The following is a 14,420-nucleotide window of genomic DNA, read 5'->3' on the forward strand; positions in this document are numbered from 1 at the left end:
CTAGCTCCTTTTATAACCAAACCAAAGTCTGGTATTTCCGCTTTTTTCTATCTTATCCATGACCGCATCAAACATGCCATGCGTGCCTAAAATGGCCGTTAGCATCGAAGCCATGATACCTATCGCCATTGTCACAGCAAAGCCCTTAACTGGACCAGTGCCATAAGCATAAAGCACCGCAACTGTGATGATAGTAGTCAAGTTTGAGTCGATGATCGCACTCATAGCGTGCTCGTAACCCTTTTGAACGGCTGTTCTTATCGCCACGCCTTCACGCAAGAGCTCACGTATACGCTCATTTATGATGACGTTTGCATCAACCGCCATACCAATCGTTAGCACGATACCAGCCATGCCTGGAAGAGTAAGCGTCGCTCCAAAAAGTGCCATTACAGCGACTAATATAACGACATCCGCAACTAGCGCGATATTTGCAAAAATTCCAGAAATTCCATAATAAACTAGCATAAATAGCACGACTAAAATAGATCCAGCAGCAAGAGCAACCATGCTTTGATTGATGCTCTCTTGGCCTAAAGATGGGCCAACGCTTCTTTTTTCTAGCATCTTCACAGGTGCTAAAAGTGCGCCACTTCTAAGAGCGATCGCTACGTCGTGAGCCTCATCAAGGGTAAAGCCACCGCTGATCTGACCGCTGCCGCCACCTATTCTTTCGTTTATAACTGGAGCTGAATAGACCTTGCCATCAAGCACGATAGCAAGCCTTTTGCCGACATTTGCACCAGTAAAATCACCAAAAATTCTAGCACCTTCTGAATTTAGTGTGAAGTTTATGATCGGTAGGTTATTTTGCTGAGAAAATGCTACTTTTGCATCAGTTAGCATCGAGCCATCAAGCACAGGGATATTTTTAACGACGTATTTTACGTGGTCATTTTTAGCATCTTTAAAGATCACATCACCATAGCTTTCAGCCTCGGCCTCGCTCATGGTATTTGCCTGATCTTGTCTTTTATCATCAACTGCCATAAGCTGCAAGTGAGCAGCCTTTGCGATAAGGTCTCTCGCTCTTTGCTCGTCCTCTTCGGTTTTTATGCCAGGAAGTTCTACTAGGATATTATCTTTACCTTGTCTAGCGACTGTTGGCTCAGCTAGACCAAACTGATCAAGTCTGTTTCTAATAGTCTCAACAGCTTGCGAGATCGCATACTCGATCGTATCAAGCCTCTCTTGCTCTGTTAGAGTGATGTGATAGTTTAGACCATCTTTTTTGATATCAAGCCCTTTTATCTCGGCAAGCGCTTTATCAACCTTTGGGGCTTCGTCGCTGTCAAGTAGCGCAAAATCAACACTATCTTCTTTTATCTTAAATTTATCAATAAGCACATCTTCTTTTTTAGCATAATAATTTATGCTTCCAGCGATTGACTTGATCTTAGAGTGGATAGCCTCGTTAGTTTCAACACCAAGAAGCATATGAAGACCGCCTTGAAGGTCGAGTCCTAATGAAATTTTAGCTCCACTTTGAGTCTGAAAAAAAGATGGCACCGAAAAGCCAAAACCAAAAATCAAGGCTAATATTAAGATAATCAGCCTATATGTAACTCTTGCGTTACGCATTATTTATCTTCGATCTTTTTAGCTACAAACTCGCGTGCTATACGAACGATTACATCATCGTTAAGTTTAACTTTGATAAAATCATTTTCGGCTTTAATCACTTCGCATATAAGTCCGCCATTAGTTACTATCTTATCGCCTTTGTCAAGAGCTGCAAGCATTGCTGCGTGGGCTTTTTGTTGTTTTTGTTGAGGTCTGATAACCAAAAAGTAAAATATGGCGAAAAGCACAACAAGAGGTAGTAATGATGTTAAAAAATCAGCGTTTTGCATGGATTTCCTTATTTGTAAGATTTTTAAACGGACATTTTAGCACTAAAATTATAATAAAAGCCTTTGTCGGTGCTTTTTTGCTTTCTAATTTCATTTTTTTAGCTATGGCAGAAAATCAAATTTTAAATTTCATCTCACCTTTTCTTACGCTAGCTGGAATTTACGTCATCATAAATTTAAGCAGAGCTGGCTTTTTTGCGGCTGGCTTTTTCACTGGAATTTTGTGGTTTTACTGGATCGGCTTTAGCTTCATCTACTACGAGCTTGTTTGGCTTATCCCATTTGTTATCCTCTTTGTGGCTCTTGTTTATGGGCTTATGTTTTGGATAGCCTCTTTCCCAAGCTTTATAGCACTAAGAGCCGTTTTGCTATTTTTAATAAGCTATGTGCATCCATTTGGCTTTAACTGGTTTAACCTTGAAGCCACACTTGTTTTAGGCGCTTTTGAGCCAAATACTAGAGGGCTTATATTTATATTTTTAGCAGCTATTTCTTTGAGTTTAAAAGGCAAAATTTTTAAATTTATCCTAGCTTTTATCTGCCTGATCGCCGCTTTGCAGTTTAAAAGTAGCGAGGCAAAGGCTCTACCATTTGACATGGAGCTAATAAACACCGATGTCGCTCAAAGAGTGCGCTGGGATAAAAGCTTGCGTATGAAATTTACAAATGAAAATTTAGACTTGATAAGTAACGCCATAGCCGAGCAAAAACGCCTCATCGTGCTGCCTGAGAGTGCGTTTCCATTATTTATGACAAATGAGCCACTGCTTGTTGATGAGCTAAAAGAGCTTTCAAAAAAGATAACCATCGTAGCTGGCGCACTTGCCTATGAAAATAAGCAAATTTATAACTCTGCATTTTTGTTTCAGGACGGCACTCTAAGGCGAATGGATAAGAAATTTTTAGTGCCATTTGGAGAAGAGATTCCTTTGCCAAAATTTATGCAAGATGCGGTAAATAAGCTATTTTTTGGCGGAGCTAGTGACTTTAAAAAGGCTGAAAATTTTAGTGACTACGAGATAGACGGGGTTAAAATCAGAAATGCTATCTGCTATGAAGCGACAAGAGAGGAGCTTTATAAGGGCGAATTTGACGTGGTCGTGGCTATCACAAACAACGGCTGGTTTGTGCCAAGTAGCGAGCCTGTGCTTCAAAGGTTGCTTATAAAGCATCTTGCCACAAAATACAATAAAGCGGTCTATCACAGCGTAAATGGCTCAAAAAGTGAGATCATAAAGCCTAAAAAAGCGTTTTGGGATGAGTTTTAAAAGGGAGATTTAAAGTGGCTTTTAGATAAAGCCACTTTTTTGATTATTTTTTTAGTAAAGCCTTGAAAGTATCGACTGCATCAAGCTTTTCCCAAGGGTATTTTGCATTTCCCACTTGACCTTTTGCGGCTACTTTTGCATATAAAAATGTCTCTTTGCTTGGCTTATCAAGACCAAATTTATTTGTTATCCAGCGAGGTGTTAGAGAAAAATGCTCGCTTACAAAATTTGAAAGCATATCGTCATTTACGCCATTTGTGTGAGTTCCCATAGTATCAACACTAACTGAAGTTGGCTTTGCAACGCCAATTGCATAGCTTATCTGAACGATGCATTTTTTTGCAAGGCCGGCTGCGACTATGTTTTTAGCTATCCAGCGCGCTGCGTAAAGTCCGCTGCGATCAACCTTTGTGTAGTCCTTGCTTGACTGAGCGCCACCGCCTATTGGGCTATATCCACCAAAGCTATCAACGATTAGTTTTCTGCCTGTTAAACCACTATCGTGCAGTGAGCTGTGATTTACATATCTACCTGTTGGATTTATATAGATGATCGTTTTTTCTTTATTATATAGCTCTTTTGGAAGGCCAGTTTCGTCTATTAAATTTTGTATTAGTGCGCGAAGCTCTTCTATCTTCATGCTCTCCACACAAGGTGCAGAGACGACGATAGTGTGGATGCTTTGAGGTTTGCAGTTTTCAAAGTTGTCTTTACTACCGTAATCAATCGTAACTTGCGTTTTTATATCAACACCAAGTTTATCAGGGTTTGCTTTGGCAAATTTATATACTTTTTCACAAAGCATTCTTGCGTAAGTTATAGCTGCTGGCATAAATTCTTTCGCCTCGCAACTTGCAAAGCCAAACATGATGCCTTGATCCCCTGCTCCGATCTCACCGTCACTTTGATCAACGCCTTGATTTATATCTGGACTTTGTTGATTTAAGCAAACTTTGACCTCGATATCGTCTGGGTGCAAACACTGCTCTTTTGTAAAGTTGCTCTTACCATCATACCCAATGTGCGCAAGAGCATCTTTTACGATCTTTTCGTAGTCTTTATAAGAGAGTTTTACCTTTGAGTTTATCTCTCCGCCTATTACTATGTTTTTTCCAGCGACAAAAACTTCGCTTGCAACGCGTCCATTTGGATCTTGCGTTAAGATAGTATCAACAATGCTATCAGCGATGATATCAGCGCATTTATCTGGATGACCTGGACTTACAACTTCAGAAGTAAATAAATACATTTTCGTCCTTTTCCTTGGTTAAATTTTCGTGCAATTGTAACAAATCTATTTAAAAAGCGAATTAATCTTTTTAAATTTCTTTATATTTAAAAATCATTTAGCTAAAATCAACAAAAAACTAATTTATTAAGGTGTCAAATGAATATGTTTAAAAACATTGCAAGAAGATACGCCGACGGAAATTTGATCGTTCAAATTTTAGTTGGTATCATCCTAGGTGCCCTAGTTGGCTTTTACACACACTATCAGGCAGCCCCTTACAACCAAATCTCAGCTAAAATTCAAACCATTCAAAAAGAGAGTGGCTTAAGCGTAGATGAAGTTATAAAAACTCGTCTTAGCCAAGATGAAGCAAAACAGCTTGATGAAGCCAAAGAAAAGGCTAGTTCGGCTGACTCTATCGCAAATTCAGCCTCAGTTTTAGGGGATTTGTTTAAGGGCGCGCTAAAAGCGATCGCTCCGATACTTGTTTTTGTCCTAGTTGCGACATCTATCATCATAAAAGATTTTGGTCACACAAAAGGCATGCAAAAGATCATCACGCTCTATCTTGTGGGCACCTTTTTAGCAGCCGTTGTGGCGGTAATTGCAAGCTTTTTATTTCCTATCGAGATACCGCTAAAAGGTCTGCAAAGTGCTGATATGTCAGCACCTCAAGGCATCACAAACGTATTAAAAGATCTCATCTATAAAATGGTAGAAAATCCTATAACCGCCCTAGCAAATGGTAACTATATAGGCATCATCACGTGGGCGATAGGTAGCGGTATCGCTATGAGATATGCTACAGTTGAGACAAAAAAGGTATTTAAAGATATAAGCGACGGCGTAACTCATATCGTTAAATTTATCATTAGACTAGCTCCGTTTGGCATCTTTGGCATGGTTGCTATTAGCATTCACGACACTGGATTCGAGGCACTTGCAGGATATCTAAAACTGATCTTAGTTCTTGTTGGAGCGATGCTTGTTGTGGCGTTTATCGTCTATCCAGCGATGGTTTTTGCACTAACTAAGAAAAATCCTTATCCACTTGTGATGATCTGCCTAAAAGAGAGTGCGATCTCAGCATTTTTTACAAGAAGTTCAGCTGCGAACATCCCTGTAAATATGGCACTTTGTAAAAAGCTAAATTTAAAAGAAGAGCTATACTCGATCTCGATCCCACTTGGTGCTACCATAAATATGGGCGGAGCGGCAGTTACTATCAGTATCCTAGCACTTACTGCGGTAAATTCAATCCCATCTATCACAGTTACATTTGGTGATGCGCTACTTCTTTGCTTTATCTCAGCTCTTGGTGCGTGCGGCGCATCTGGCGTGGCTGGCGGCTCGCTGCTTCTAGTGCCACTAGCGTGCGGACTTTTTGGTATCAGCAACGATATTGCTATGCAGTTTGTAACAGTTGGCTTTACAATAGGCGTCATCCAAGACTCAGTTGAAACTGCCCTAAATAGCGCATCTGACGTGCTTTTCACTGCAGTAGCCTCAGAGACTTCAGAGTAATCCTCAGTAAAATTTCAGCTAAAATTTGGCTGAAATTTTACTTTTATCCATTTTTTTGTAAAATATCCCAAAAATTTAAAGGACGATAATGCAAATTTGGGATCTAAAAGCACTTTTTGCAAGCGAAAAAGAGTGCGAACAAAACGCACTAAATTTACAAAAAGAGTGCGAGAAATTTAAAGATAAATATCTTGCAAAATATGAAAATTTAAAAACAGACCAGTTTTTAAAGGCATTTGAAGAATTTGAAAATTTGGTAGCCAAAATTTCAAAAGTAATGACCTATGCTTTTTTAAATTTTGCCAAAGATACAAGCAAGGGTGCATTCTACGCGAAAATCGATGAGATCGCGACAAAAGCAAATGAAAATTTGATATTTTTTGAGATCAAATTTAATGAATTTGCCCCTAAAAAACAAGAAGAGATCATCAAAAGCTCTAAAAAATATGGCTACTATCTAAGTAACCTCGCCAAAGCAAAGACGCACCAACTTAGCGTTGCCGAAGAGAGAGTGCTACTTCGCACGGCAAGCACCGGAGCCGAGGGCTTTTCAAGGCTTTTTGATGAGAGCATGAGCAAGATGAGGTTTAAATTTAAAGGCGAGCTTTTAAATGAAGAGGAAATTTTAGCCAAGCTTCATGAGAGCGACCAAAGCGTGCGAAAACTGGCCGCCAAAAGCCTCTCTAGCGAGCTTAGCAAGCACCAGCACCTTCTTGGCTACATATATAATATGATAAAAACTGATCTAAAAACGAGCTGCGAACTGCGAAATTTCAAGCTTCCTGAAGAGCCAAGACACCTTGAAAATCAAATCACCAAAAAAAGCGTTGATTCGCTAATTGCTGTAACTGAGAAAAATTTTGACCTAGTCTCTAAATTTTACGAGCGCAAAAGAGAAATTTTAGGCCTTAAAAAGCTTTATGACTACGATAGATATGCGCCTCTTAGCAGCGAGGGCGAGTATAAATTTGATGAGTGCAAAAAGATAGTTTTAAAGGCATTTTCAAATTTCTCAAGCGAATTTGGCAAGATCGCCAAAAATGCATTTAATGACGGCTGGATCGACGTTTATCCAGCGCCAAACAAACGAGGTGGGGCATTTTCTCACTCAGGATCAAGCGACACACACCCTTATGTCTTGCTAAATCACACAAACCAGCGCAGAGACCTTTTTACGCTAGCTCACGAGCTTGGCCACGCCGTGCATCAAAAGCTCTCATATAGTGTAAGCTACCTAAACTCTGACACTCCGCTAACCACGGCTGAGACGGCGTCTGTTTTTTGCGAGATGCTAGTCTTTGACCACATCAAAGATGGCCTTAGTAAAAAAGAGAAAATTTCACTACTCGCTGGCAAGATCGAGGATATCTTTGCCACACTTTACCGCCAGATAAATTTCACCACCTTTGAGCGCGCCGTGCACGCACATGAGGGTGAGATCAGCCTAGATGAGCTAAATAAAATTTGGCTTCGTGAGAGCAAAAAGATGTTTGGCAAAAGTGTCACGCTAAATGACTACTACAAAATTTGGTGGAGCTACATCCCGCACTTCATCCACACGCCATTTTACTGCTACGCCTACTCTTACGCGCAGCTTCTTGTGCTTGCACTTTTTGGACTTTATAAAAGCGGCAAATGCAAAAATTTCGTCGAAATTTACACCGAGTTTTTGAGCCTTGGTGGCAGCCTCAGCCCAAAAGAGCTTGTGGGTAAATTTGGCTTTGATATAGATGATAAAAATTTCTGGCAGATCGGTATAAACGAGGTTAAAAAGCTAGTAGATGAGTTTTTAGAAATTTCAAAAGGAATAAAATGTTAGACGAAATTTTAGACGATGAGAAATTTGCACTTTTGATGAAGATGCACGTCTATGAGTGCATTGATTTCTTGCTTGAAAAGGGGGTAAATTTCTCAGTTATGGCAAATTTGCCGCTAGTTAGCTTTGAGCCTAGCTTGCCAGATGAGATAAGTAGGAGCTTTAGCATGCCAGTCATTATGTTTTCACTTGGCGGATACACGCTGGAGAGTGCCATGCTAACGCAAGATGAGCTTAGCTTTGAGGCTGGTTTTGGTAGTGAAAATTTCGCCTCAGTGGTGTCATTTCCTCTTGGAGCGGTGGTTCAAATTTTGGTTGAAAATAGCCCTGTACTTGTAAATTTTTCTATCCACAAGCCAAAAGAAAAACAAGTCGATCACGCTAAAAAATCAGCCTCAGTCTTTTTGCAAAACCCAAAGAATAAAGATATATTTAAGAAAAGATAGTAATTTTAAGCATTTTTGGCTAAAATCAAAAGAAAATTTAAAAAGCGAAAAATGGAAAAATTAATATCAAATTTAAATGACTCACAGCGCGAAGCAGCCACCCACATAGACGGTGCGATGCTCATACTTGCAGGCGCTGGCAGCGGCAAGACAAAGACTATCACAACTAGGCTTGCCTATCTCATCGGCGAGGTTGGCATAGACGCGGCAAACACACTAACTCTTACTTTCACAAACAAAGCCGCCAACGAGATGCGCAGCAGAGCCATGGCGATGCTAAGCCAAAGCGGCAAAAACTACTCACCGCTACTTTGCACATTTCACAAATTTGGACTTTTGTTTTTAAAGCTATATATAGAAAAGCTTGGCAGAAAAAACAACTTCGTCATCATCGACACAGACGATAAAAAGCGCATCATAAAAAGCTTTGAAAGTCCAGTCGCCACGGCGATACTCTCAAGTGAAATTTCAAACTACAAAAACTCACTTTTAAGCGTCGAAGAGGTCTATAAAAACGCAAATTTCTCCTCTTTTGACAAGAGCAAAGACAACTTCTACAAGCAAGCAGCACAAATTTATGAAAAATACGAGGACTATTTAAAGGCGAACAACCTTGTTGATTTTGATGACTTGCTGGGACTTACATATAAAATTTTAGACGAAAACGAAGAGCTAGCAAAGGATATCTCAAACCGCTACAAATACATAATGGTCGATGAGTATCAAGACACCAACGACCTTCAGTATAAACTGCTAAAAAAACTCTGCCTATGCCACGAAAACATCTGCGTAGTGGGAGATGACGACCAGAGTATTTATGGCTGGCGAGGTGCAAAGATAGACAATATCTTAAATTTCAAAGATCAGTTTAGCAACGTAAAGATCATCAGACTTGAGCACAACTACCGCTCGAGCGAGGCTATACTAAAGGCTGCAAACGAGCTAATAGATCACAACCGCAACCGCCTTGGCAAAAAGCTTGTAGGCACAAAAGGCGAAGGCGAAGCTGTAAATTTGATAGAGAGCTTTGATGAAAATTTAGAGGCTGGCAAGATCGCAAAAAATATAAAAGAGCTTTTAAGTAAAGGCGTGCAAGCAAAAGATATCGCGATATTATACCGCATAAACGCACTCTCTCGCTCGCTCGAAGATGGGCTAAACAAAGAGCAGATCGCATATAAAATGGTTGGCGGCGTTAAATTTTATGAAAGAGCCGAGATCAAAGATATCATAAGCTACCTAAGGCTGATAAACAATCCAAATGACGACTTTTCAATAAGGCGCATCATAAACCGCCCAAAGCGCGGACTAGGCAAAGTAAGCCTTGATAAGCTCGAAAAAATGGCATTTGAGGGCAAAATTTCTATTTTCGAGGCGATCTCAAACATCTCTGATAACGATGAAGCCTTTAGCAAAAAGGTAAAATCAGCCCTTCTTGAGTTTGCAAACAACCTTAAAGAGCTTCAAGAAAGCAGCTCGGTTTTTGACCTGATAGATAAATTTGAAGCTAAATTTGGCGTGAAAAAATACTACGAGAGCTTGCCAGATGGCGCTGAAAGAGCGGCGAACATCGACGAGTTTTACGCTGTTTTAAAAGATCAGATCAAGCAAAATCCAAGCTTTGATCTGGAGGAGTTTTTAAACGAGATCACGCTAACAAGCGAACAAGACGGCATTAGCGATGAGGCTATTAGTATCATGAGCGTGCATGCGAGCAAGGGGCTTGAGTTTGAGCACCTTTTTGTGATCGGCCTTGAAGAGGGATTTTTCCCACTCATTGGCGATGGTAGCGACATCGAGGAGGAGCGCAGGCTCGCTTACGTGGCGATAACAAGAGCTAAAAAGACGCTTAGCCTAAGCTTTGCAAATTCGCGCTTTTACAAAGGTCAGCGCACGAGGCTAAATAAGAGTAGATTTTTAAGCGAGAGTGGTATCACGCATGGCTCGCTAGTTATCGAACAGAGCAATGAATTTAAAAAAGGCGACCTTGTTAAACATAAAATTTTTGGTATCGGCAGGGTGAGCGCGGTTAGCAAGATCAAAAAAGAGTTTAAACTGACTATAAATTTTGGTGGCAATGTAAGAGAGATCATGTCAAGCTTCGTGGAAAAGGCTGTATGAACGCCATTTTCGTGGCAAACAAGCCTGCTGGCATGAGCTCAAACCACTTTTTAGGACGACTAAAGAGAAAGTATGGCGTTAAAAAGGCTGGATTTTCTGGTACACTTGATCCATTTGCGAGTGGCTGTCTGATAGTCGCTTTTGGCTCGTATACGAAATTTTTTAGATTTTTAGACAAAAGCCCAAAGGTCTATGAGGCGACGATCTGGCTTGGGGCGAGTAGTCCAAGCATGGATAATGAAAATATCACTGAAATTTTAAATGTAAAAGAGCTAAATTTAGAAAAACTTGAAGTCATAAGAGGCGAGCTAACTGGCAAGATAAACTACATACCGCCAAAATTTAGCGCCAAACATGTAAATGGCACAAGAGCTTACAAGCTAGCAAGAAGCGGCGAAGAATTTGAGCTAAAGCCAGAGATAATGGAAATTTATGAGAGTGAAATTTTAAATTATTCGCACCCTTTTTTGACACTTCGTTTAAGTGTAAGTGAGGGGAGCTACATCCGCTCTTATGCAGAAATTTTTGGGCAAAAAGTTGGTTATAATGTAACTTTAAGCTCATTAAAGAGGGTAAGCGAGGGCAAATTTCGCTATGAAAATGAAAAATTTTTAAATATTTGCAATTTTTTAAATATTAAGCAAAATACGTATTTTGGGGATATTAACAACATACTTGACGGCAAGAAATTAAAAATTAACGATTTTGAAACACAAACACAAGGAATTTATTTGCTAAATTATGATAAATTTATGAGCGTAATCCAAATCATGGATGATACTATAAATTACACTTTAAACAAGGTAGAAAAATGTTAATCTTAGCAAGAAAAGAAAACGAAGAAATTTTACTAGGTAACGACATAAAAGTCGTCGTAGTAAGTATCTCAAAAAGCACCGTTAAGCTTGGTATCGAGGCTCCGCGCAACACAATGATACTAAGAAGCGAGCTGGCAAACGATATCAAAAACGAAAATATCCACGCCACAAAAAAAGCAAGCGAAGCCGATATCCACGAGCTTGCGAAAAAAATCGAGAAATGAAAAGCTTTGCAAAGATCAACGTATTTTTGAAGGTAGTTGGCACCAGAGGCAACTACCACGAAATTTTGTCACGTTTTGTTCTTTGCGAGCAGCTTTTTGATGAAATTTATTTTGAAAGGTCAAATTCTTTTGCTATCGAATGCGACAACAAAGAGATAAAAGAAAACATCATACAAAAAGCGATAGACGAGCTAAAAAAGACTGGCTTTTCAAACGAGCTAGATGAGTTTTTTAGCTCTCAAAAAATCATCATCAACAAACAAATCCCAATAGGTGCTGGTCTAGGAGGAGGCAGTTCAAACGCTGCCACATTTTTACTTATGGTAAATGACGAGCTAAATTTAAATATAAAACGTGAAAATTTGATGCAAATAGCCTCTAAAATCGGCGCAGATGTGGCCTTTTTTGTAAGTGGCTACAAGGCAGCAAATGTAAGCGGCATAGGCGAGATCATAGAAGAATTTGACGATGAAGTGCCAAATTTAAATATCTTCACGCCAAATGTTTTTTGCTCTACACCGATGGTTTATCAAGAATTTAGAAGCAATTTCTTACAATACATAGACGTTAATGCTGCAAAAAAGATGCAAAATTTAAAAAGCGCAGAGCTACTTGAAATTTATAAAAACGAGGAGCTAAACGATCTTTTTGCCCCATGCTTTAAGCTCTATCCACAGATGAACGAGTTTAGGGATAAATTTCTAAGTGGCAGTGGCAGTAGCGTATTTAGCGTAAAATAAAAGGTAAAATTTTGATAAAAGATCTAGCGAAAAACAAGAAAGCTTTGCACGACTTTAGCATACTTGAGACCTTTGAGGCAGGTATCGTTTTAAAAGGCAGCGAGGTCAAGGCGCTAAGGGCTGGCAGAGCAAATTTAAAAGATAGCTTTGTGCGTGTCATAAAGGGCGAGCTTTTCTTACTAAACGCTCATATCAGCTATCTTGAGACTACACACAGCGCATTTCGTCCAAATGAACGAGCAGCCAGAAAACTTTTGATGCATAGAAAGCAGATTGATAAAATTTTCGGTCAAGTCTCACAAGATGGCCTTACTTTGGTTGTTTTGGCACTTTATCTAAGCGATAAAAACATCGTAAAAGCAAGGTTAGCCCTTGCAAAGGGTAAAAATTTACACGATAAGCGCGAGACTTTAAAAAGACGTGAGGCAGACAAAGAGGCAAGAGCTGCCATAAAAAGATATGTTTAAGGGATAAGATGAAAAATTTACTCGTTTTAATAATCGCTTTATTTGCTTTTTTTGGTTGCGGCGATGACGAGAGCAGCATCGCAAATTTTAAAGAATTTAGTCCAAACGAAGAGGTTAAGCTCGTAGATGTAAGCGGCAAAGAGCTTACTTTGGTGCGTAAAAATGGCGGTTTTGCTATCAAAAATGATGAAAATAAAGTTTTAATGATCGACATTTTTGGCACATTTTGCCCACCTTGCCAAAAAGAGGCAGCCGAGCTTACAAAATATCAGCTTGAAAACAAAGATAAATTTACGCTAATCGGACTAACCCACTTTGAAGATGTCACAAATGAGTATGTTTTGCATGAATTTATGCAAAAATTTAACGCCTACTACTTCATAACAAACGATCAAAAGATAAATGACAGACTTGCCGAGCAGATCGTGCGTGACATAGAGTACAAGCATGAGATATCACTCCCTTTTAAAGTCGTACTAAAAAACGGCGAATATCAAATTTTAACAGACGTAGATAGCGGACAATACGGAGTTAAATACTATCTTGGCGGCATAAAAGTCACAAAAATGAAAGAAGATTTGGCAAAAATCTATGAAACAAAATAAATTTGCCTTATATTTGGAACATCATTTGCTTATAAAAATGTGAAAATTTATAAGGATTTTAAATGTTTGTTTTAGATAGATCAAAATCTAGCCCATTAGTCGAATCAGCCCTTGCAGGCAGAGAACTACGCCAAAAGCTTATCTCTGGCAACCTTGCAAATGTTGATACACCATTTTACAAGGCTAGAGATGTAAGATTTGAAGATGTTTTAAGAGAAAAAGCAAATGAAATTTATAACGTTTCAGAGAGCAAAAAACTAAATTTAGCTAAAACAAACGAAGCGCACATGGCTGCTGTTGATTTTCCAAAAAGCGACACAGCTCAAATTTTCTTGCGTGATGGTCACATGGCTAGAAATGACGCAAACACGGTTGATCTTGATGTTGAGACAACAGAAATGGGCAAAAATACAGTTATGATAAACGCCCTTGATAGTGCTTACAAGGCTCAGGGCAATATCTTTAAAAGCGTAATAGACGCAAGTGCTAAGAATTAGGAGAGATGATGTCATACTTAAATGATTTTGATATTAGCGGATACGGATTAAGCGCGCAACGCTTCAGGATGAATGTCATCAGCTCAAACATCGCAAACGCTCAAACCACAAGAACAGCTGAAGGTGGTCCTTACAGAAGGCAAGAGGTCATCTTTAAAGAGATGAACTTTGATAAAATTTTAAACGATCAGCTTAAAAACTCACAAAGTCTGCTTGATTATGAAAATCCACTCGACGACCCAAGCTCGCCTAAAAACGCTCACCCTGCCCTAACTAGCGTGATCGTAGATAAAGTGGTGCGCGATGATAAGGACTTTCAGCTAAAATACGACCCTAGCCACCCAGATGCAAATGCAAATGGCTACGTCGCATTTCCAAATATAAACCCAGTCATCGAGATGGCTGACTTGCTCGAGGCGACAAGGGCTTATCAAGCAAATGTAGCGTCATTTCAAAACGCAAAAACAATAGCACAAAGTGCGATATCACTTATTTCAGGACAAGCATAATGATAAATAGTATAAATTTAGATAAGTTAAATAAAAACGAAAATTCAAACAAAATAGCAAAAGCAGGCGAAGAAGGCGGCTTTGAAAACGCATTAAACGACTCTTTAAAAGAGCTAAACAAGGTTCAAATAAACGCCGATAAAGCCATCGCAGACCTTGCAACTGGCGAAGTAAAAGACTTGCACCAAGCAGCTATCGCGATAGGCAAAGCAGAGACTAGTATGAAGCTTATGCTAGAAATTCGCAACAAAGCGCTAAGCGCATACAAAGAAATTTCAAGAACGCAAATTTAAGCCATTGA

16 protein-coding genes are annotated in these 14,420 nt (G+C 39.4%); 13 read left to right on the forward strand and 3 right to left on the reverse strand.

Annotated elements, in window-relative coordinates:
• Nucleotides 1-1,581, reverse strand: a complete 1,581-nt coding sequence (secD, locus tag G6W42_RS04570) for a protein translocase subunit SecD (protein ID WP_194173127.1) — start codon at nucleotides 1,579-1,581, stop codon at nucleotides 1-3.
• Complete coding sequence (gene yajC / locus G6W42_RS04575; protein WP_002941849.1) at nucleotides 1,581-1,853, reverse strand: preprotein translocase subunit YajC; 273 nt, start codon at nucleotides 1,851-1,853, stop codon at nucleotides 1,581-1,583. The genes secD and yajC overlap by 1 nt, the downstream gene beginning before the upstream one ends.
• Here yajC and G6W42_RS04580 point away from each other — a divergent pair.
• The gene (locus tag G6W42_RS04580) at nucleotides 1,829-3,121 is read left to right on the forward strand and encodes an apolipoprotein N-acyltransferase (RefSeq protein WP_194173128.1); all 1,293 of its coding nucleotides are present in this window, start codon (nucleotides 1,829-1,831) and stop codon (nucleotides 3,119-3,121) included. The two genes, yajC and G6W42_RS04580, sit on opposite strands and share 25 nt — an antisense overlap.
• Before the next feature lie 43 nt (nucleotides 3,122-3,164).
• Here the strand turns inward: G6W42_RS04580 and metK are convergent, their stop codons facing one another.
• The gene (gene metK, locus G6W42_RS04585; RefSeq protein ID WP_194173129.1) at nucleotides 3,165-4,370 is read right to left on the reverse strand and encodes a methionine adenosyltransferase; all 1,206 of its coding nucleotides are present in this window, start codon (nucleotides 4,368-4,370) and stop codon (nucleotides 3,165-3,167) included.
• A gap of 138 nt (nucleotides 4,371-4,508) precedes the next feature.
• On the opposite strand from metK, the gene sstT reads away from it, so the two are divergent.
• The 12 genes from sstT (at nucleotide 4,509) to fliE (ending at nucleotide 14,412) form a co-directional block, all read left to right on the forward strand.
• Nucleotides 4,509-5,876 carry a serine/threonine transporter SstT gene (gene sstT, locus G6W42_RS04590; protein WP_430640598.1) on the forward strand — a complete coding sequence of 456 codons (1,368 nt, stop codon included), beginning with the start codon at nucleotides 4,509-4,511 and terminating at the stop codon, nucleotides 5,874-5,876.
• An 88-nt stretch (nucleotides 5,877-5,964) separates the two neighbouring features.
• On the forward strand, nucleotides 5,965-7,695 hold the full coding sequence (locus G6W42_RS04595) for a M3 family oligoendopeptidase (protein ID WP_194173130.1): 1,731 nt from the start codon (nucleotides 5,965-5,967) through the stop codon (nucleotides 7,693-7,695).
• Complete coding sequence (locus G6W42_RS04600) at nucleotides 7,689-8,138, forward strand: hypothetical protein (protein WP_194173131.1); 450 nt, start codon at nucleotides 7,689-7,691, stop codon at nucleotides 8,136-8,138. Before G6W42_RS04595 ends, G6W42_RS04600 begins: the two co-directional genes overlap by 7 nt.
• Nucleotides 8,139-8,189: 51 nt before the next feature.
• Nucleotides 8,190-10,259: an ATP-dependent helicase gene (locus G6W42_RS04605; RefSeq protein ID WP_194173132.1), complete on the forward strand. Its 2,070-nt coding sequence runs from the start codon at nucleotides 8,190-8,192 to the stop codon at nucleotides 10,257-10,259.
• Nucleotides 10,256-11,077 carry a tRNA pseudouridine(55) synthase TruB gene (gene truB, locus G6W42_RS04610; protein WP_194173133.1) on the forward strand — a complete coding sequence of 274 codons (822 nt, stop codon included), beginning with the start codon at nucleotides 10,256-10,258 and terminating at the stop codon, nucleotides 11,075-11,077. The genes G6W42_RS04605 and truB overlap by 4 nt, the downstream gene beginning before the upstream one ends.
• Nucleotides 11,071-11,301, forward strand: a complete 231-nt coding sequence (csrA, locus tag G6W42_RS04615) for a carbon storage regulator CsrA (protein ID WP_002941828.1) — start codon at nucleotides 11,071-11,073, stop codon at nucleotides 11,299-11,301. The genes truB and csrA overlap by 7 nt, the downstream gene beginning before the upstream one ends.
• Complete coding sequence (locus G6W42_RS04620; RefSeq protein WP_194173134.1) at nucleotides 11,298-12,041, forward strand: 4-(cytidine 5'-diphospho)-2-C-methyl-D-erythritol kinase; 744 nt, start codon at nucleotides 11,298-11,300, stop codon at nucleotides 12,039-12,041. Before csrA ends, G6W42_RS04620 begins: the two co-directional genes overlap by 4 nt.
• Before the next feature lie 14 nt (nucleotides 12,042-12,055).
• The gene (smpB, locus tag G6W42_RS04625) at nucleotides 12,056-12,508 is read left to right on the forward strand and encodes an SsrA-binding protein SmpB (protein WP_035142320.1); all 453 of its coding nucleotides are present in this window, start codon (nucleotides 12,056-12,058) and stop codon (nucleotides 12,506-12,508) included.
• Nucleotides 12,509-12,516: 8 nt separating this feature from the next.
• On the forward strand, nucleotides 12,517-13,113 hold the full coding sequence (locus G6W42_RS04630) for a TlpA disulfide reductase family protein (RefSeq protein ID WP_194173135.1): 597 nt from the start codon (nucleotides 12,517-12,519) through the stop codon (nucleotides 13,111-13,113).
• A gap of 62 nt (nucleotides 13,114-13,175) precedes the next feature.
• Nucleotides 13,176-13,610 carry a flagellar basal body rod protein FlgB gene (gene flgB, locus G6W42_RS04635; protein ID WP_009294075.1) on the forward strand — a complete coding sequence of 145 codons (435 nt, stop codon included), beginning with the start codon at nucleotides 13,176-13,178 and terminating at the stop codon, nucleotides 13,608-13,610.
• Between the two features lie 8 nt (nucleotides 13,611-13,618).
• Nucleotides 13,619-14,119 (forward strand): flagellar basal body rod protein FlgC, encoded by a 501-nt coding sequence (gene flgC / locus G6W42_RS04640; RefSeq protein ID WP_012139981.1) that lies wholly within the window; start codon nucleotides 13,619-13,621, stop codon nucleotides 14,117-14,119.
• Nucleotides 14,119-14,412, forward strand: coding sequence for a flagellar hook-basal body complex protein FliE (gene fliE, locus G6W42_RS04645; RefSeq protein WP_002941937.1), 294 nt, complete (start codon nucleotides 14,119-14,121; stop codon nucleotides 14,410-14,412). The genes flgC and fliE overlap by 1 nt, the downstream gene beginning before the upstream one ends.
• The last annotated feature ends 8 nt before the right edge of the window (nucleotides 14,413-14,420 follow it).

This window comes from Campylobacter concisus (assembly GCF_015230015.1).
In the GTDB taxonomy this organism is placed as follows: domain Bacteria; phylum Campylobacterota; class Campylobacteria; order Campylobacterales; family Campylobacteraceae; genus Campylobacter_A; species Campylobacter_A concisus_AF.